The organism is Kocuria sp. CPCC 205260 (genome assembly GCF_040981045.1).
Classification (GTDB): domain Bacteria; phylum Actinomycetota; class Actinomycetes; order Actinomycetales; family Micrococcaceae; genus Kocuria; species Kocuria palustris.
This window is the reverse complement of the sequence record NZ_JAVKPT010000001.1, coordinates 536,159-554,246: the sequence shown is the minus strand read 5'-3', so window position 1 is coordinate 554,246 and position 18,088 is coordinate 536,159. Positions and strand designations below refer to the sequence as shown.

Here is an 18,088-nt window from a genome sequence, read left to right as displayed (position 1 = left end):
GGGAGTGCGCGAGGCGGGACTCGAACCCGCACGCCGGAGCACAGGAACCTAAATCCTGCGTGTCTGCCAGTTCCACCACTCGCGCTCGCCCCGCACTGCGGGGGCCGCCCGATCATACCGTCGACGGAGCCGACGACGCCGGCCGCATCGCCTCAGTCCTCCAGGCCGAGGTCCCGGCGCAGCTTGGCCACGTGGCCCTTGGCGCGCACGTTGTACTGGGCGAGCTCGACGACGCCGTCGGCGTCGACGACGATCGTGGAGCGGATCAATCCCTCGTACACCTTGCCGTAGTTCTTCTTCTCGCCCCAGGCGCCCCAGCGCTCGGCGACCTCGTGATCGGGGTCCGAGAGCAGGGGGAAGCCGAGCGACTCCTTCTGCGCGAAGCGCTCGAGAGCGGCGGGGGCATCGGGGGAGATGCCCAGGACCTCGAAGCCGTCGGCGCGGAAGCGCTCCAGGCGGTCCTGGAAGTCGCAGGCCTGGGTGGTGCAGCCGGGGGTGGAGGCCTTCGGGTAGAAGTAGACGATGACCCGACTGCCGCGCAGCCCGGACAGGGTGACCTCCTCGCCTGCGGCATCGGTGAGGGTGAAGTCAGGGGCCTGCTCTCCGGGGGTCAGTCGCTGGGACATGTTCGGACTCCTTCGTCGCTGTCGGGTGCTGCTGACATGGTCGCAGATCGGCCTGATCCGGCAGTCGGGGCCGAACCCATGCGGCAGTGAGGATTGCTTCCCTCGTCATGGTTACAATCGTGTCATGTCCGAGAACTCCGAGTGGTCGACCAATCGCCTCCTGTCCACGGCGGCCCGGCTCGTCGAGCACTCGTGGAACGAGCGGCTGGCGGCCCTGGGCGTGACCCACGCCGGGTACATGGCGCTGGACGTGCTCCACGAGCACGGCACGCTGAGCCAGGCCCGGCTCGCCCAGGAGGTCCGGGTCCAGGCGCAGACCATGGGCAAGACCCTGCACCGGCTGGAGAGCCACGGGCACATCAGCCGCAGCCCCAATCTCAAGGATCGGCGCAGCCACCTGGTCTCGATCACCGAGGCGGGCCGGAACGTCCTGAACGAGGCCTCGCGCCTGGAGGGCGAGCTGATCGACGACGGCACCCTGAGCGACGAGCAGCTGCGCCGCAGCCTGGCGCACATCATCTCCACTCTCGGCGCCTCCCGCTGGAAGTTCGATGTCGATGCCCAGGGCGCGGTGTACGAGGTCTCCGAGGACCAGGGTGAGCGCCCTGCCGAGTCTGCTCCAGCGGCGGGGGGTTCGGGGGCGGTCTGAGGCCGCGGCGCCCGGCCGGCTCTGCGCCCCGGCGAGCGCGGCATGCGGCGTTCATGCATAAGGGCCCGACTCCAGCTGTAGTCGGGCCCTTTGCCTTTCCTGTGCGCCCCCTCGGACTCGAACCGAGAACCCGCTGATTAAGAGTCAGCTGCTCTGCCAATTGAGCTAGAGGCGCGGGATGCGATCTGGGGGAGCGGAACGCTGCCGCTTCCTTCGATCTGCGCCGCAAGACATTACCACAGGGCGAACTCGGACTCGCTGGACCTCCAGGAGAGGTGCGGGGAATCCGTTTCGCGAAGCTGTGCTCCGTCGAACGACGAGGAAAGAATGTACCGGAGGTTCCCGGCGCTGTCCACTTGGTGCTCCCGGACGTGGTCTGTCTCACTATGCGGGACGGTCGTCCCGAGGATTGACACGCCCTTGCGGGGCATCGGAGCATGGCCGACATGCAGTGGATCACAGCGCGCCGTCACTCGGTCATCCTGACCGGGCTGGTCGTCCCAGTCGGGCGACCGGTCTGACGCGCGCTGAGCATCCCGCGAGCTGAAGGCCCCGTCGCCCGTCCGCACCAGGATGGATCGGGGCCTTCGCTCGTTCAGCCCGCCCGCACGATCGCCTTGGCACCCGGGGCGCCGGCGAGCGGCCGCTTCCGGAGGATGGCGAGATGCCCGAGACCTCCCGGCGCCGTCGTGCGCCAGGGGGCCGCGGGAGGCCTTCGGATCGGGGACAATGTCTGCAACGGCCGCTGGGCCGAGGACCGCAGCGCCGAGGATTCGGCACGAAGGACGATGACATGAGCAGTGGAACAGAGATCAGCCCCGCGCTGATGGCCAGTCGGCGCACGGGTGCGGGGCACCAGAAGGCGGCCTCCGACTCGGGCGTCGTCATGCCGCGGGTCATGGGGCCGAACCCCACGATCGCCCCGGAGGAGACCACCGGGTCGGGGGCGGTCATCAAGTCCCTGCAGGCCCTGGGCGTCACGGACGTCTTCGGCCTGCCGGGCGGGGCCATCCTGCCCACCTACGACCCCCTGATGGACGCCGAGGGCATCAATCACATCCTGGTCCGCCACGAGCAGGGCGCCGGGCACGCAGCCGAGGGCTACGCCATGGCCTCCGGGCGCGTGGGCGTGTGCATCGCGACCTCCGGCCCGGGTGCCACCAACCTGGTCACCGCCCTGGCCGATGCCAACATGGACTCGATCCCCATGGTCGCGATCACCGGTCAGGTCGCCTCGAGCCTGATCGGCTCGGACGCCTTCCAGGAGGCGGACATCGTGGGCATGACCATGCCGGTCACCAAGCACTCCTACCTCGTGACCGACGCCGACGAGATCCCTCGCATCATGGCCGAGGCCTTCCACCTCGCCTCGACCGGCCGTCCCGGCCCCGTGCTGGTGGACATCGCCAAGGATGCGCAGGTCGCGTCCACGACCTTCTCCTGGCCGCCCACCCTGGACCTGGTCGGCTACCGCCCGATCGCCCGGGGCCACGCCAAGCAGATCCGCGAGGCCGCGCGCCTGATCCGCGAGGCCCGTCGTCCGGTGATCTACGCCGGCGGCGGCACGATCAAGGCGGAGGCCTCCGAGCAGCTGGCCGAGCTGGCCGAGCTCACGGGCGCCCCGGTCGTCACGACCCTCACCGCCCGCGGTGTCTTCCCGGACTCCCACCCCCAGAACCTGGGCATGCCGGGCATGCACGGCACGGTGCCGGCCGTCTACGCCATGCAGCAGGCGGACCTGCTGATCGCCCTGGGCGCTCGGTTCGACGACCGCGTGACCGGTGTCCTCGCCTCCTTCGCCCCGAACGCCAAGGTCATCCATGCAGACGTCGACCCCGCGGAGATCTCCAAGAACCGCGTCGCCGACGTCCCGATCGTGGGCGATCTGGCCACGGTGATCCCGGATCTCTCCGAGGCGCTGCGCTCCGGCACGCAGCAGCTGCCGGACCTCGCCGACTGGTGGAAGGTCCTCGACGGCGTGCGCGAGACCTACCCGCTCGGCTGGACCCCGACCGAGGACGGCCATCTCAGCCCGCAGCTCGTGATCCAGAAGATCTCGGAGCTCAGCGGACCGGAGTCGGTCTACGCCGCGGGCGTGGGCCAGCACCAGATGTGGTCCTCGCAGTTCATCCGCCACGAGCGCCCGCGCCAGTGGCTGAACTCCGCCGGACTGGGCACCATGGGCTTCGCCGTGCCCGCGGCCATGGGCGCCAAGGTCGCCGAGCCCGAGCGCACGGTGTGGGCCATCGACGGCGACGGCTGCTTCCAGATGACCAACCAGGAGCTGGCCACGTGCACGCTCAACGGGATCAACATCAAGGTCGCGGTCATCAACAACAGCTCGCTGGGCATGGTGCGGCAGTGGCAGACCCTGTTCTACGACGGCCGCTACTCGAACACCCACCTGAACACGGGCCATGACTCCCGGCGGGTCCCCGACTTCCTCAAGCTCGGCGAGGCCTACGGCTGCGCCGTCTTCCGCTGCGAGCGGGAGGAGGACGTCGAGGAGACCATCCGCGCGGCCATGGAGGTGAACGACCGCCCGGTCGTCATCGACTTCGTGGTCTCCGCCGACGCCATGGTGTGGCCCATGGTGCCCTCCGGCGTGGCGAACGACCTGATCCAGATCGCCCAGAACATGACGCCAGATTGGAACCAGGACGATGCCTGAGCAGTCCCGACACACCCTCTCGGTCCTCGTGGAGGACAAGCCGGGCGTCCTGACCCGTGTGGCCGCCCTGTTCGCCCGGCGCGCGTTCAACATCGACCAGCTCGCCGTGGGCGGCACGGACCAGGAGGGGCTCTCCCGCATCACGGTCGTCGTGAACGCGGACCCGCACTCCCTCGAGCAGGTCACCAAGCAGCTGAACAAGCTGGTGAACGTGATCAAGATCGTGGAGCTCGCCCCGGAGGCCTCGGTCTCCCGGGAGCACGTCATGATCAAGGTCCGGGCGGATGCGGCAACGCGGCTGCAGGTCACCCAGGCCGCCGACCTCTTCCGCGCCTCGATCATCGACGTCTCCCCGGACTCGGTCGTCATCGAGGCCACCGGCTCCTCGAACAAGCTAGAAGCGCTGCTCGAGGTCCTCCAGCCCTTCGGAATCCGCGAGATCGCCCGTGCCGGTACGCTGGCGCTCGGTCGCGGATCGAAGTCCATCACCGACCGCGCGCTGCGCCACTGATGCGGCCCCGCCCCGGGCCGTCGAGCACGGAACGGGGCATCGTCGCAGGCGCGGCGCCGGCACCGAAACGCCCGCACCCGCTGCGGGTCACCCACCCAAGGAGATGCACACGAACATGGCAGCAGAGATCTTCTACGAGGATGACGCCGACCTCTCGATCATCCAGGGCCGCAAGGTCGCGGTCATCGGCTACGGCTCCCAGGGCCACGCCCACGCGCTGAACCTGCGCGACTCGGGCGTCGACGTCCGCATCGGCCTGGCCGAGGGCTCCCGCTCGCGCGCCAAGGCCGAGGCCGAGGGCCTGCGCGTCCTGACGGTGGCCGAGGCCGCCGCCGAGGCCGACGTCATCATGATCCTGACCCCGGATCAGGTCCAGCGCACCGTGTACGCCGAGTCGATCCAGCCGAACCTCGCCGACGGCGACGCGATCTTCTTCGCGCATGGCTTCAACATCCGCTTCGGCTACATCGAGGCCCCGCAGGGCGTCGACGTCGCCATGGTCGCGCCCAAGGGCCCGGGCCACACCGTGCGCCGCGAGTTCGAGGCCGGGCGCGGCGTGCCGGACCTGGTCGCCGTGGAGGTCGACGCCTCCGGCAAGGCGCTGGAGCTCGCCCTGTCCTACGCGAAGGCCATCGGCGGCGCTCGCGCCGGCGTGATCAAGACGACCTTCACCGAGGAGACCGAGTCGGATCTGTTCGGCGAGCAGGCCGTGCTGTGCGGAGGCATGTCCCAGCTGGTCCAGTACGGCTTCGAGACGCTGACCGAGGCCGGCTACCAGCCGGAGATCGCGTACTTCGAGGTCCTGCACGAGCTCAAGCTGATCGTCGACCTCATGGTCGAGGGCGGCATCTCCAAGCAGCGCTGGTCGATCTCGGACACCGCCGAGTACGGCGACTACGTCTCCGGGCCGCGCGTGATCGATTCGTCGGTCAAGGAGAACATGAAGGCCGTGCTCGCCGACATCCAGGACGGCACCTTCGCCCGCCGGTTCATCGAGGACCAGGACAACGGCGCCCAGGAGTTCCAGCAGCTGCGCGAGAAGGGCCAGGGCCACAAGATCGAGTCCGTCGGCCGCGAGCTGCGCAAGCTGTTCGTCTGGTCGGACTCGGACGCCGACTACAACGAGGGCTCCGCCGCTCGCTGATCCGCGCAGCACCTCATCACGACGGCGGCCTCCCCTCCATCAGGAGGGGAGGCCGCCGTCGCGCTGTGCGCAGCCGATCAGCTGCCGGTGGTGATCACCGGAACGCCCTCGGAGGGCTGGACGACGACGAAGCCGGGGCCGTGGAAGGCCAGCTGGAAGGCCTCCCCGGAGCCGCCGCGGAACATGCCCGAGAAGTTGAAGTCGTTCTTGATGGACGGCGCCAGGTTGGTGGACCAGCACACCGCGGCCTGGGGATCCACGAAGGTGGGCTGCGTCGAGGCATCCAGGACCATGGGCTCGCCGTCGCAGCACACGGCGATGAAGCCGTGACCGGACAGCTCGAGGTTGAACAGGCCGCCGGCCATGAAGCCCGCGCCCTGGATGCGCTTGATGTCCCAGTTCAGGGAGCCGTCGAAGGCCAGCAGGGAGTCGGAGTCGACCGTGATGGCCTCGCCCTCGAGCTGGATCAGGAAGATGTTGCGCGCCTGGCGCGCGAAGAAGACCTCGCCCTGGCCGGAGACGCGCATCATGGCCCCGCCCTCGCTGGTCATGGCCTTCTTGAGGAACTTGCCCAGGGAGCCGGAGCCCTCGTGGGTGAAGGTCATCTGCCCCTGATAGGCCACCATGGCGCCCTTGGTGGCGATGATGTCCTGGGACATGTTGACCCGGAGCATCTTGGAGGACTGCAGGGCCCACTGGTCCTGCGTCTCGCGCTCCATGTGATCCGGGGCGAACAGTTCGCTGCGCATCGCGTGCCTTTCGTGCTGGGAGACGCCCGACGGTCGCGGGCAGGATCAGGGTCTCACATGAAATTGCTTAAGTGAATACTTGACGGGATCGTGGCCGCTCCGTGTCGGGTCGGGCACGGCGCCGGCGGTGGGGCGGGCGCGGTCGTCGCCGCTACGATGGTCCGCGTGACTTCTGAGCAGACTGCCGACGTGAGCGCCGAGACCCCCGAGCCCGAGACCGTGACCAGCGCGCGACCGGCGTTCTACCTCACGACCGCCATCTCGTACCCCAACGGGGCGCCGCACATCGGGCACGCCTACGAGGCCATCGCCGCGGATGTCCTGGCCCGGTTCAAGCGCCTGGACGGCTATGACGTCCGCTTCCTGACCGGCACCGACGAGCACGGCCAGAAGATGCAGCAGACCGCCGACCGCGAGGGCATCGCGCCCAAGCAGCTCGCCGATCGCAACGCGGCCGCGTTCCGGTCCATGGACGACATGCTCCAGGTCTCCTACGACCGCTTCATCCGCACCACGGATGCGGATCACTACGAGGCCTCGCAGGAGATCTGGCGGCGCATGGAGGCCAACGGGGACATCTACCTGGACTCGTACTCGGGGTGGTACTCGGTGCGCGACGAGGCCTACTACGCCGAGGACGAGACCGAGGTCGTCGACGGCGTGCGCCTGTCCAAGGGCACTGGCACGGAGCTGACCTGGACCGAGGAGTCCTCCTACTTCTTCCGGCTCTCCGCCTATCAGGACCGTCTGCTGGCCCTCTACGAGGACGGGCTGGTGGGCCCGCAGTCGCGCAGCAACGAGGTCGCCGAATTCGTGCGCGGCGGACTGCGCGACCTGTCGATCTCGCGGACCACCTTCGACTGGGGCGTCCCCGTGCCCGGGGACCCGGATCACGTCATGTACGTGTGGGTGGACGCCCTGACCAACTACCTGACGGGTGTGGGCTACCCGGATGTCGACGGCGAGCTCTTCCAGAAGTTCTGGCCGGCGGACGTGCACATCATCGGCAAGGACATCATCCGCTTCCACTCGGTCTACTGGCCGGCCTTCCTGATGTCGGCCGGACTGCCGGTCCCGCGGAAGGTCTTCGGGCACGGCTTCCTGTTCAACCAGGGCGAGAAGATGTCCAAGTCCGTGGGCAACGTGATCGACCCGCAGTCGCTGGTCAGCGTCTACGGCCTCGACGCCCTGCGCTTCTTCCTCATGCGCGAGGTCCCCTTCGGACAGGACGGCTCGTACTCGCACGAGGCGATCGTCTCGCGCATCGATTCGGACCTGTCGAATGACCTCGGCAACCTGGCTCAGCGCTCGCTGTCCATGGTGGCCAAGAACCTCGAGGGCAGCGCCCCGCAGCCGGGCGAGCTCACGGCCGAGGACCGCCAGATCCTCGACGACGCCCACGCCCTGCTGCCGCAGGTCCGCGAGGCCTTCGACGCGCTCCAGTTCCATCGCGGTCTTGAGCAGATCTGGAAGGTCGTGGCGCAGTGCAACCGCTACTTCAGCTCGCAGGAGCCGTGGGTGCTGCGCAAGACCGATCCCGGGCGCATGGCCACGGTGCTGTGGTCCACGCTCGAGGTCGTGCGCACGGTCGCGGTGCTGGTCCAGCCCGTCATGCCCGGATCGGCCGCACGCCTGCTCGACGCGCTCGGGCAGGAAGCGCAGGACCGCGAGTTCACCGCGCTGTCGCGCGAGCTCGTGCCCGGCACACCGCTGCCCAAGCCCACGCCGGTCTTCCCGCGCTACGAGGAGCCCTCGAAGGATTGAGCGCCCTGCCTGCCCGCAACGTGGACGTTCGTCTCACATCATGAGATGACATCGCGGTCCGGGGACGGCGGGCCCGCGCCGTCGTATCGTGAGGGGCATGACCGCGCAGAACACCGCCACCGCCTCGTCCGCCTCCCACCGCATCGCCGTGATCCCCGGGGACGGGATCGGCCCGGAGGTCGTCGCCCAGTCGCAGAAGGTGCTGGCGGCGGTGTGCGCCCCCGCAGGGATCGAGCTGCAGGAGACCAGCTTCCCGCTGGGCGCCGAGCACTGGCTGGCCACGGGGGAGACCCTGCCGGATGAGACGCTCGAGCAGCTGCGCGGCTATGACGCCATCCTCTTCGGCGCTGTGGGCGCGGCTCCCGGCGACAAGCGGATCCCGTCGGGGATCATCGAGCGCGAGATGCTGCTGAAGATGCGCTTCAGCCTGGACCACTACATCAACCTGCGCCCGTCGGAGCTGTTCCCCGGCGCGGTCTCTCCCCTGAGCGACCCCGGGAACATCGACTTCGTCGTGGTCCGGGAGGGCACCGAGGGCCCGTACACCGGCAACGGCGGTGCGCTGCGCGAAGGCACCGATCAGGAGATCGCCACGGAGGTCTCGATCAACACCGCCCACGGCGTGCAGCGGCTGGTGCGCTACGCCTTCGAGCTGGCGGCCGAGCGGCCCCGGCACAAGCTGACCCTCGTGCACAAGCACAACGTCCTGGTCCACTCCGGGCGCCTCTACCAGCGCACGGTGGATGCGATCGCCCAGGAGTTCCCGACGGTCGAGGTCGACTACATGCACATCGACGCCGCGACCATCCACATGACCGTGGATCCGGCTCGATTCGACGTCATCGTCACGGACAACCTCTTCGGCGACATCATCACCGACCTCGCCGGCGCCGTCTCCGGCGGCATCGGCCTGGCTCCCTGCGGCAACATCAATGCCGCTCGCACCGCGCCGTCCATGTTCGAGCCCGTCCACGGCTCGGCCCCGGATATCGCCGGACAGGGCATCGCCGACCCCACCGCCTCGATCCTGGCGGGGGCCATGATGCTGGATCACCTGGGACACCCCCAGCAGGCCCAGCAGATCCGCGACGCCGTGCGCCGCGACCTGGAGGCCTCCGGCTCGCAGCGCCGCAGCCCCGAGCAGATCGGCGACGCGGTCGTCGCCGCCCTGGCCTGATCAGGCCAGGGCTCCCGCACCACCAGCACACAGGCTCTCCGGCTCCCGAGCCGGGCGCAGGCCGCGCGCGCAGCCGCGGCAGAATCGACGGAACCGACATGAGCATCGACTTCCAGCGCACCCCGAACCCGAATCCGGCCACCGCGCAGCAGCGCGAGGAGATCCTGGCCGCGCCCGGCTTCGGGCAGCACTTCACCGATCACATGGTCACGATCGAGTGGACCGGCGACGTCGAATCGGGCGAGGGCTCGTGGGGCACCCCGCACCTGCAGCCCTACGGGCCGCTCCAGCTCGACCCGGCGGCGGCCGTGCTGCATTACGGGCAGGAGATCTTCGAGGGGCTGAAGGCCTACCGGCACGACGACGGCTCCGTGTGGACGTTCCGCCCCGAGTCCAACGCGAGCCGGCTGCGCCGCTCCGCCCAGCGGCTGGTCATGCCCGAGCTGCCGGAGGAGCTGTTCCTGGCCTCCCTGCGCGAGCTCGTGAGCGCCGATCAGGACTGGGTGCCCTCGGGGGACGGGCAGTCGCTGTACCTGCGCCCTTTCATGATCGCCACGGAGTCCTACCTGGGGGTCCGGCCCGCGCGCCGCTACCTGTTCTGCGTGATCGCCTCTCCGGCGGGCTCCTACTTCGGCACGGTCGACACCGTCGACATCTGGCTGTCCCAGGACTACGCCCGGGCGGGCGTGGGCGGGACCGGCGCGGCCAAGTGCGGCGGCAACTACGCGGCCTCGCTGATCGCCCAGATGGAGGGCGAGGCCCACGGCTGCGCCCAGGTGCTGTTCACCGATCCGAACCGCGATCACGCGGTCGAGGAGCTCGGCGGAATGAACGTGTTCTTCGTCTTCGACGACGACCGCCTGGTGACCCCCGAGCTGACCGGGACCATCCTGGAGGGCGTGACCCGCTCGTCGATCATCGAGCTGGCCGAGGCCCGCGGGATGACGGTCGAGCAGCGACGATTCACGCTCGACGAGTGGCGCGAGGGCGTGCGCAGCGGGCACCTCACGGAGGTCTTCGCCTGCGGCACCGCTGCGGTCATCTCCCCGGTCGGTCGGCTGATCTCGCCCCAGGAGGCCATCGGCCCGGACGACGCCCGGCCCGGAGAGGTCACCATGGCCCTGCGCGAGCAGCTGCTCGGCATCCAGACCGGCGCTGTGGAGGACACCCGCGGCTGGACGTCCCGGCTGGCCTGAGCCGACGCCGGCCGCAGCGCCCCGGAAGCCTGCGCGCGAGCGGGCGGTCCCGGGGCGCTGCCGCGTCGGGGGCGGGGCTTAGGCTGAGAGCATGCGCATCAGCCGATTCACCGTCGAGAACGAGATCCACTACGGCGTCGTCCAGGGCGAGGGGGAGGACCAGGTCGTGGTCCCCATCGCCGGCGACCCCTTCTACAACGGCATCCAGCCGATCGAGGGAGCGTCGTGGAAGGCGCAGGACGTCCGCCTGCTGGCTCCCGTGATCCCGCGCTCCAAGATCGTGTGCGTGGGGCGCAACTACGCCGACCACGCCGCGGAGATGGGCAACGAGCTGCCCACCAGCCCCATGCTGTTCTTCAAGCCGAACACCTCCGTGGTGGGCCCCGGCGACCCCGTCACGCTGCCGTCGTGGACCGAGCGCGTGTCCTACGAGGCCGAGCTGGCCGTGGTCATCGGCCGGATCTGCAAGGACGTCCCGGCGGAGAAGGCCGATGAGGTCATCTTCGGCTACACCGCCGCCAACGACCTCACCGCCCGCGACGCCCAGGAGACCGACGGCCAGTGGGCCCGCGCCAAGGGCTTCGACGGCTCGTGCCCGCTGGGCCCGTGGATCGAGACCGAGCTGGACCCCTCGGACCTGCGCATCGCCTCGCGCGTGGATGGGCAGACCAAGCAGGACTCCTCGACCGCCCAGATGGTCTTCTCGGTCGCCGAGATCATCGCCTACGCCTCCGCGGCGTTCACGCTGCTGCCCGGCGACGTCATCCTGACCGGAACCCCGGCGGGCGTGGGCCAGGTGGATGAGGGGGATCGGATCGAGGTCGAGGTCGAGGGCATCGGCACCCTGGCCACCGTGCTGCGCCGCTGACCCGGGGCTGAGCCAGGCGGCGTCGGTGCCTAGACTGGGGTCATCATGACTGACGCATCCACGGACGCCCCCCAGGGCGAAGCACAGATCACCCCCAGCGCAGCCGCGACCGGCTCGGACATCCGCGTCCGGTTCTGCCCGTCGCCCACAGGAACCCCGCATGTGGGCCTGGTGCGCACCGCCCTGTTCAACTGGGCGTGGGCCCGGCACACCGGCGGCAAGCTGATCTTCCGCATCGAGGACACCGACGCCAGCCGGGACTCGCAGGAGTCCCTGGACCAGCTCGTCGAGGCCCTGCAGTGGCTGGGCATCGACTGGGACGAGGGCTACGGCGTGGGCGGGCCCCACGAGCCGTACCGCCAGTCCCAGCGCGGCGAGCTGTACCAGGACGTGATCGCCAAGCTGAAGGACGCCGGGGCGATCTACGAGTCCTTCTCCACTCCGGAGGAGGTCGAGGTCCGCCACCGGGAGGCCGGGCGCGACCCCAAGCTCGGCTACGACGGCTTCGACCGCGATCTCACCGACGAGCAGATCGCAGCCTTCCGCGCCGAGGGCCGCAAGCCCGTGCTGCGGCTGCGCATGCCGGACGAGGACATCACCTTCACCGACCTGGTCCGCGGCGAGATCACCTTCGGCGCCGGCTCCGTGCCGGACTTCGTGGTGGTGCGCGCCAACGGCCAGCCGCTGTACACCCTGGTCAACCCGGTCGACGACGCCCTCATGGGCATCACCCACGTGCTGCGCGGAGAGGATCTGCTCTCGTCGACCCCGCGCCAGATCGCGCTGTACGACGCCCTGGTGCGCGTGGGCGTCGCCGAGCGGATCCCCGAGTTCGGCCACCTCCCCTACGTGATGGGAGAGGGCAACAAGAAGCTGTCGAAGCGCGATCCGGAGTCCAACCTCTTCCTTCACCGCGACGCCGGCTTCATCCCGGAGGGGCTGCTGAACTACCTGGGGCTGCTGGGCTGGTCGCTGTCCGCGGATGAGGACGTGTTCACCACGCAGCAGTTCATCGAGGCCTTCGACATCCACGACGTCCTGGCCAATCCCGCGCGCTTCGACGTCAAGAAGGCCACGGCGATCAATGCGGATCACATCCGCATGCTGGAGCCGCAGGACTTCCGCGACCGCCTGGTGCCGTACCTGCAGGCCGGGGGAGTGCTCGGCGAGACCCTGACGCAGCGCCAGGAGCAGATCCTGGACGAGGCCGCTCCGCTCGTGCAGACCCGCATGGACCTGCTGGGCGAGTCGGTCGCCCTGCTGGGCTTCCTGTTCGTCGACGACGCCGAGCTCGTCCATGACGAGACCGCCGTGTCCAAGCTCAAGGAGTCGGCGCCGCAGGTGCTGGCCGCGGCCCGCACGGCGCTGGCCGATCTGGACGACTTCACGGCCGAGCCGATCGAGACTGCCCTGCGCGAGGCGATCGTGGACGGGCTGGAGATCAAGCCGCGGCTGGCCTTCGGCCCGGTGCGAGTGGCCGTCTCCGGGCGCCAGGTCTCGCCGCCGCTGTTCGAGTCGCTGGAGATCCTGGGGAAGGACGCGGCGCTGGCACGCATCGACGCACTGGCCGCTCGACTGGGCTGAGATCGCCCGAGGCCCGGCCGTCGGATGGATTTGCTGAGGCGGTCGGCCTTGGGTATAGTTTCAGCCTGTTGCGCGCAGGAATGCGAGGCGGACCGAGAGGTTCACGTCGAGGACTTGCGCTGACAGTGGGGTATGGTGTAATAGGCAACACTACGGTTTCTGGTACCGTCATTCTAGGTTCGAGTCCTGGTACCCCAGCGGCCCCATCGTATAGCGGCCTAGTACTCCGCCCTCTCACGGCGGCAACACCGGTTCGAATCCGGTTGGGGTCACTTCCGCTGACAGCTGCGTCGCATCTTCGGGTGCGGCGCAGCTGTTCACGAGACCACCGGCGCACGTCGTCGGTCGCACGCCCCGATCCTCGGATCGGGAATCCGCTCGCACTGCGAGCACCTCGGCCCCATCGTATAGCGGCCTAGTACTCCGCCCTCTCACGGCGGCAACACCGGTTCGAATCCGGTTGGGGTCACACCGAGGCGAAGCCCCGGACCATCTGGTCCGGGGCTTCTTCCATGTCTGCGTCGCGCTCTCGCGCGCCGGGACTCCGGGTCCATCCTGCACACGCCTTCCTGTCCACGGGCCGCTGACGCCGCTGCGGGCTCCTGAACCCGTGCACTGCGGGTTCGTGGCAGATGCGCATCCGATCAGCGCTGATGGGGTGCGCATGTGTCACCAATCGGCTGCCGGCCTGCGCCGGGCGGCTTCGGCGCGGGGCTGAAGCGCTGCCGGGGGAGGGTGCGGCATGATGGTCCACCGTGAGCACCGCCCCAGATCCTTCCGCGAACGGCCGCACCCCCGCCGAGGCCGTCGACGAGCTGCGCACGGTCCTGTCCCAGGTCAGTCTGCCCTTGGACACTCCGGACGCGCCGCCCGGGCGCGACGCCGCCCGACGCAGCCTCGACCAGATCGACGACTACGTCCTGCCCCGCGTGCGCCACCTCGACGCCCCGCTGCTGGCGGTCGTGGGTGGCTCGACCGGGGCAGGGAAGTCGACCGTGGTCAATGCCCTGATCGGCCGCCCCGTCACCCGGGCGGGCGTGGTGCGCCCGACGACCCGCCAGCCCATGCTGATCCACCACCCCGACGACGCGGCGGCCTTCGAGGGCAGCCGTGTGCTGCCGCACCTGGCTCGCGTGCGAGGCAGGCTGGCGCGCACGGAGGACGCCGGCGGGGAGCTCGGTGCGCCCGAGACCGCAGCAGCGGGGACGAGTCTCGTGCTGCTCGCCGACGAGGGCGCGGATCGCGGCATCGCCCTGCTGGACGCCCCGGACATCGACTCGATCTCTGAAGCGAACCGGAAGCTGGCCGGGCAGCTGCTGGCAGCCGCCGACCTCTGGCTGTTCACCACGACCGCGAACCGCTACGCCGACGCAGCCGCCTGGGACCTGCTCATCGAGGCCGGCCGCCGCCAGATCACCGTCGCCGTGATCCTGGACCGCGTGCCGGCAGGGGCGGCCGAGGAGATCGAGCCGGACCTGCGGCGCATGCTCACGGAGAAGGGCCTGGGGGAGGCGCCGATCTTCGTGATCCCCGAGTCCCCGCTCAACGCCGCCCAGATGCTGCCGGTCGCGGCCGTGGATCCGCTGCGCATGTGGCTCAGCGACCTGGCCGCCGACGCCCAGGCCCGCTCCGAGGTCGCCCGTCGGACGCTCGGAGGTGCGCTCGAGCAGCTGGCTGAGCGCACCGACGACGTCGCCGACGCGGTGGCCGCGCAGAAGGAGGTCGCCGACCAGCTTCGCTCGGACGTCGAGGAGGCCTACCGCCGGGCCCTGGAGGCGATCGACGACGCCACGCGCGACGGCTCCCTGCTGCGCGATGAGGTGCTCTCGCGCTGGCAGGACTACGTGGGCACCGGCGAGTTCTTCCGCTCGCTGGAGGCCAGGATCGGGCGCTGGCGCGATCGAGCCGGAGCGGCACTGCGCGGCAGGCCTGCGCCGGAGGTCCAGGTCGAGCAGGCCCTGGAGACCGGGCTGCAGGCCGTGATCATCGAGGAGCTGGCCAAGGCCGGCGAGCAGTCCCAGCGCCGGTGGCGCGCGGACGCCGCCGGGCGCGGGCTGCTCGGCGGAGATGACCTGGGGCGACTGCCCGACGACGTCCCCGAGCGCTCCGCCGAGGTGATCCGGGCCTGGCAGGGCGAGATCATGACGATGATCCGGAGCGAGGGCGCGGGCAAGCGCACACAGGCTCGGCTGATGTCGATCGGGCTGAACATCGTCACGGTCGGGCTGATGGTGGTCGTGTTCTCCATGTCGGCGGGGCTGACGGGAGCGGAGGTCGGCATCGCCGGAGCCTCCGGAGTGGTGGGCACCAAGCTGCTGGAGGCGGTGTTCGGCGAGGACGCCGTGCGCCGGATGGCCCAGCAGGCACGTGAGGACCTGGAGCGCAGGATGGAGGAGTTCGTGGAGCAGCTCGAGCAGCCGTGGAGGCAGCGCCTGGAGGCGGTCGCCGATCCGGAGCCCGCGCGGCTGAAGGAGGCGGCTGCTGCCGTCCGCGCGGCGGGGGAGGCGCTGTGAGGCTCCCGGGGCGGCGCACCCGCCGCGATCCGCACGCCGATCTGGATCAGCGCCTGAGCGCCCTGCGCGAGGCGGTCGACCTGGGCCGCGGGCGCCTGGACGAGGAGGCGCTGCAGCTCGGCGAGGACGCCCTGGCTCGGGCGGCAGGACGGCGCGCTCTGTCTGCCGAGCACACCGTGGTGGGCTTCTTCGGAGCCACGGGCTCGGGGAAGTCGTCTCTGCTGAACACCCTGCTGGGCCGTCAGGTGGCTCGAGCCGCGGTTCAGAGGCCCACGACCTCCGAGCCGATGGCCGTGCTGGGCGGGCTGCCGGGAGCCGATCCGCTGCTGGACTGGCTGGAGGTCCGCGACCGGCGCGTCCTCGAGGAGCTGGCGGCCGAGCCGTGGTCCCAGGGACCGGCGGGGCTGTGGACGCCCGTGCCCGAGGGGCTGATCCTGCTCGATCTGCCGGACGTGGACTCCGTGGCCCGCGAGCACCGGCAGATCGCCTCGCGTCTTGCGGGAATGGTCGACGTCGTCGTGTGGGTCGTGGACCCCCAGAAGTACGCGGATGCGGTGCTGCACGACCACTTCATCGCTCCGCTGTCGCGCCACGCCTCGTCCACCCTGGTGGTGCTCAACCAGGCCGACCGCCTCCCGACCGGAGAGGTGCCGCGCGTGCTGGAGTCGCTGCGCGAGGTCCTGGCCCAGGACGGGCTGCGCACGGACGGCCGCGCCGCGCCGATCGCAGCCTCGGCGGCCCGGGGCACGGGCATCGGGCAGCTGCGGGAGGCGATCGCCGAGGTCGTCGAGGCCAAGGCCGCCTCCTCGGAGCGCCTGTCCGGGGATGTCGACTCCGCCGCCGAGGCGCTCGAGGCCTCCCACGGCGCGGGACGGCCCGACGGCGTCACTCCGTTCGCCCGCGAGTCCCTCGTGGACGGCCTGGCGACCGCGGCGCAGGCCGACGGGATCGCCGCTGCGGCCTCCCGCAGCTATGTCCTGCACGCCTCACGGCGCACCGGATGGATGCCGGTGCGGTGGCTCGGAGCCTTCCGCAAGGATCCGCTCAAGCGCCTGCACCTGCAGGGGGCTGGGCAGGGTTCCGCAGAGGGGGCCGATCCGTCGCTGCACCGCAGCTCTCTGCCTCCCATGGGCGCCGCCCAGCGCGCCGCAGGGGACACCGCGGTGCGCCGCTTCGCGCAGGAGGCCGCCCATGGCGCGTCACCGGCCTGGGAGCGCTCGATCCGCGAGGCGGCCCGATCGCACGACGAGCAGCTGCCCGACGCCCTGGACCAGGCTCTCGCCCGCACGGACCTGCGCCGCGGCGCGCGGTCCTGGTGGTGGGTTCCCATGGGCATCGTGCAGTGGCTGCTGCTGCTCATGGCCGTGGCGGGTCTGCTCTGGCTCACCGGGCTGTTCGCCCTGGACTACCTGCAGATCCCGGTGCCGAGCGCACCCGAGGTCCGGGACACCGGCATCCCGGTGCCCACGCTGCTGGTGGTCACCGGCCTGGTGGCCGGGCTGGTCTTCGGGGTGCTCTCGGCCGCCCTGGCGCGGCTGTCGGCCTCCCGACGACGGGCGCGCGTACGGCGCAGGCTGCGGGATCAGATCGCCGACGCGGCCCAGACCCATGTGATCGATCCGGTCGAGGCGGAGCTGTCCCGGCAGGAGCGCCTCACCGAGGCGCTGGTGCGCATCAGGGGCTGAGGGCCCAGCGCCGGCAGCCCGCGGACCGTCGGCTCAGAGTCCCGGGCGGATGGCCTGGGTGAGCTGACGCGCCGCCGCCACGACCGTCTCGGCGTGCAGCCGCCCGGGCTGGCGGGTCAGGCGCTCGATCGGTCCCGAGATCGACGCGGCGGCGATGACGCGCCCGGACGGTCCGCGCACCGGAGCGGAGACCGAGGCGATGCCCGCCTCGCGCTCGCCGATGGACTGGGACCAGCCTCGGCGTCGGACCCCGGAGAGCATGGTGGCCGTGAAGCGGGCGCCCTGCAGGCCCTCGAGCAGGCGGCTGTGATCCTCCCAGGCGGTGAGCACCTGGGCAGCCGAGCCCGCCTTCATGGACAGCTGGGTGCCGACCGGGATGGTGTCGCGCAGGCCGATCGGGCGCTCCGAGGAGGCCACGCAGACGCGCCACTCTCCCTGGCGCCTGAAGATCTGCGCGGACTCGCCGGTGGCATCGCGCAGCTGCACCAGCGTGGGGCCTGCCGCGGCGATCAGGCGGTCCTCGCCGGCGGCCGAGGAGAGCTCGACCAGGCGCGGGCCCAGCACGAACCTGCCCTGGACGTCCTTGCCGAGCAGCCGGTGATGCGCCAGGGCGGAGGCCAGCCGGTGGACGGTGGGCCGCGAGTAGCCGGTGGCCGAGACCAGCTGGGCCAATGAGGCGGGGCCGGCCTCGAGGGCATCGAGGATCCCGGAGGCCTTGTCGATCACCCCGACTCCGCTGGGGGAGAAGGAGGTCTCCGCCTCGGCGGAGGTGCTGCGGAGGGGGTCGGAGGCCCGCGGAGTGTCCATGTTGCGATACTACGTCTCAGGATGCGAGATGTCCTCCCGTAATGTGGCGGAATCCGCGCGGCGGGCCGATCCTGAATGCATGACTCCGGCGGCCGCATGGCCGCCCTCTTCCGCCTCGCCCCGATCGGGCGGGCGCGGAGCTCT

The 18,088-nt window shown here is 70.5% G+C and carries 14 protein-coding genes and 5 tRNA genes; 14 read left to right on the top strand and 5 right to left on the bottom strand.

What is annotated here, in order from left to right; genetic code table 11:
* Positions 1-5 precede the first annotated feature (5 nt).
* Positions 6-85: transfer RNA gene (locus RF645_RS02470), tRNA-Leu, on the bottom strand.
* Between the two features lie 67 nt (positions 86-152).
* Complete coding sequence (gene bcp / locus RF645_RS02465) at positions 153-626, bottom strand: thioredoxin-dependent thiol peroxidase (RefSeq protein WP_006215181.1); 474 nt, start codon at positions 624-626, stop codon at positions 153-155.
* A gap of 124 nt (positions 627-750) precedes the next feature.
* Between bcp and RF645_RS02460 the strand changes: the two genes are divergently transcribed.
* On the top strand, positions 751-1,275 hold the full coding sequence (locus tag RF645_RS02460; RefSeq protein WP_368818538.1) for a MarR family winged helix-turn-helix transcriptional regulator: 525 nt from the start codon (positions 751-753) through the stop codon (positions 1,273-1,275).
* Between the two features lie 102 nt (positions 1,276-1,377).
* Here RF645_RS02460 and RF645_RS02455 read toward each other — a convergent pair.
* A tRNA-Lys gene (locus tag RF645_RS02455) sits at positions 1,378-1,450 on the bottom strand.
* 618 nt (positions 1,451-2,068) lie between these two features.
* Between RF645_RS02455 and RF645_RS02450 the strand changes: the two genes are divergently transcribed.
* The 3 genes from RF645_RS02450 (at position 2,069) to ilvC (ending at position 5,601) form a co-directional block, all read left to right on the top strand.
* Positions 2,069-3,946 (top strand): acetolactate synthase large subunit, encoded by a 1,878-nt coding sequence (locus RF645_RS02450; protein WP_137801713.1) that lies wholly within the window; start codon positions 2,069-2,071, stop codon positions 3,944-3,946.
* Positions 3,939-4,457: an acetolactate synthase small subunit gene (gene ilvN / locus RF645_RS02445; protein ID WP_024290754.1), complete on the top strand. Its 519-nt coding sequence runs from the start codon at positions 3,939-3,941 to the stop codon at positions 4,455-4,457. Before RF645_RS02450 ends, ilvN begins: the two co-directional genes overlap by 8 nt.
* Before the next feature lie 115 nt (positions 4,458-4,572).
* Positions 4,573-5,601 (top strand): ketol-acid reductoisomerase, encoded by a 1,029-nt coding sequence (gene ilvC, locus RF645_RS02440; RefSeq protein WP_368818537.1) that lies wholly within the window; start codon positions 4,573-4,575, stop codon positions 5,599-5,601.
* A 77-nt stretch (positions 5,602-5,678) separates the two neighbouring features.
* Here the strand turns inward: ilvC and RF645_RS02435 are convergent, their stop codons facing one another.
* Positions 5,679-6,350 (bottom strand): AIM24 family protein, encoded by a 672-nt coding sequence (locus tag RF645_RS02435; RefSeq protein ID WP_006215175.1) that lies wholly within the window; start codon positions 6,348-6,350, stop codon positions 5,679-5,681.
* 219 nt (positions 6,351-6,569) lie between these two features.
* On the opposite strand from RF645_RS02435, the gene metG reads away from it, so the two are divergent.
* The 10 genes from metG to RF645_RS02385 all read left to right on the top strand — a co-directional run bounded on the left by metG (position 6,570) and on the right by RF645_RS02385 (position 17,137).
* Positions 6,570-8,114, top strand: coding sequence for a methionine--tRNA ligase (gene metG / locus RF645_RS02430; protein WP_368818671.1), 1,545 nt, complete (start codon positions 6,570-6,572; stop codon positions 8,112-8,114).
* 97 nt (positions 8,115-8,211) lie between these two features.
* On the top strand, positions 8,212-9,291 hold the full coding sequence (locus RF645_RS02425) for a 3-isopropylmalate dehydrogenase (RefSeq protein ID WP_368818536.1): 1,080 nt from the start codon (positions 8,212-8,214) through the stop codon (positions 9,289-9,291).
* A gap of 98 nt (positions 9,292-9,389) precedes the next feature.
* Positions 9,390-10,487: a branched-chain amino acid aminotransferase gene (locus RF645_RS02420; RefSeq protein WP_058871241.1), complete on the top strand. Its 1,098-nt coding sequence runs from the start codon at positions 9,390-9,392 to the stop codon at positions 10,485-10,487.
* 91 nt (positions 10,488-10,578) lie between these two features.
* Positions 10,579-11,355 (top strand): fumarylacetoacetate hydrolase family protein, encoded by a 777-nt coding sequence (locus RF645_RS02415; RefSeq protein ID WP_024290749.1) that lies wholly within the window; start codon positions 10,579-10,581, stop codon positions 11,353-11,355.
* A gap of 45 nt (positions 11,356-11,400) precedes the next feature.
* Positions 11,401-12,939: a glutamate--tRNA ligase gene (gene gltX, locus RF645_RS02410; RefSeq protein ID WP_368818535.1), complete on the top strand. Its 1,539-nt coding sequence runs from the start codon at positions 11,401-11,403 to the stop codon at positions 12,937-12,939.
* Between the two features lie 126 nt (positions 12,940-13,065).
* Positions 13,066-13,137 (top strand) — tRNA-Gln (locus tag RF645_RS02405).
* Position 13,138: 1 nt separating this feature from the next.
* A tRNA-Glu gene (locus RF645_RS02400) sits at positions 13,139-13,211 on the top strand.
* A gap of 124 nt (positions 13,212-13,335) precedes the next feature.
* Positions 13,336-13,408 (top strand) — tRNA-Glu (locus tag RF645_RS02395).
* Between the two features lie 286 nt (positions 13,409-13,694).
* Positions 13,695-15,452, top strand: coding sequence for a dynamin family protein (locus tag RF645_RS02390; RefSeq protein ID WP_368818534.1), 1,758 nt, complete (start codon positions 13,695-13,697; stop codon positions 15,450-15,452).
* On the top strand, positions 15,449-17,137 hold the full coding sequence (locus RF645_RS02385; protein ID WP_368818533.1) for a GTPase: 1,689 nt from the start codon (positions 15,449-15,451) through the stop codon (positions 17,135-17,137). The genes RF645_RS02390 and RF645_RS02385 overlap by 4 nt, the downstream gene beginning before the upstream one ends.
* Positions 17,138-17,170: 33 nt before the next feature.
* Here the strand turns inward: RF645_RS02385 and RF645_RS02380 are convergent, their stop codons facing one another.
* On the bottom strand, positions 17,171-17,944 hold the full coding sequence (locus RF645_RS02380) for an IclR family transcriptional regulator (protein WP_231861232.1): 774 nt from the start codon (positions 17,942-17,944) through the stop codon (positions 17,171-17,173).
* Positions 17,945-18,088 lie beyond the last annotated feature (144 nt).

What these genes read in the sequence shown, in the direction of transcription:
- ilvC (WP_368818537.1), top strand. Translation starts at nt 4,573, where the DNA reads ATGGCAGCAGAGATCTTCTACGAGGATGACGCCGACCTCTCGATCATC.
- bcp (WP_006215181.1), bottom strand. Translation starts at nt 626, where the DNA reads ATGTCCCAGCGACTGACCCCCGGAGAGCAGGCCCCTGACTTCACCCTC.
- RF645_RS02450 (WP_137801713.1), top strand. Translation starts at nt 2,069, where the DNA reads ATGAGCAGTGGAACAGAGATCAGCCCCGCGCTGATGGCCAGTCGGCGC.
- RF645_RS02420 (WP_058871241.1), top strand. Translation starts at nt 9,390, where the DNA reads ATGAGCATCGACTTCCAGCGCACCCCGAACCCGAATCCGGCCACCGCG.
- RF645_RS02435 (WP_006215175.1), bottom strand. Translation starts at nt 6,350, where the DNA reads ATGCGCAGCGAACTGTTCGCCCCGGATCACATGGAGCGCGAGACGCAG.
- RF645_RS02460 (WP_368818538.1), top strand. Translation starts at nt 751, where the DNA reads ATGTCCGAGAACTCCGAGTGGTCGACCAATCGCCTCCTGTCCACGGCG.
- RF645_RS02425 (WP_368818536.1), top strand. Translation starts at nt 8,212, where the DNA reads ATGACCGCGCAGAACACCGCCACCGCCTCGTCCGCCTCCCACCGCATC.
- RF645_RS02415 (WP_024290749.1), top strand. Translation starts at nt 10,579, where the DNA reads ATGCGCATCAGCCGATTCACCGTCGAGAACGAGATCCACTACGGCGTC.
- gltX (WP_368818535.1), top strand. Translation starts at nt 11,401, where the DNA reads ATGACTGACGCATCCACGGACGCCCCCCAGGGCGAAGCACAGATCACC.
- RF645_RS02380 (WP_231861232.1), bottom strand. Translation starts at nt 17,944, where the DNA reads ATGGACACTCCGCGGGCCTCCGACCCCCTCCGCAGCACCTCCGCCGAG.
- ilvN (WP_024290754.1), top strand. Translation starts at nt 3,939, where the DNA reads ATGCCTGAGCAGTCCCGACACACCCTCTCGGTCCTCGTGGAGGACAAG.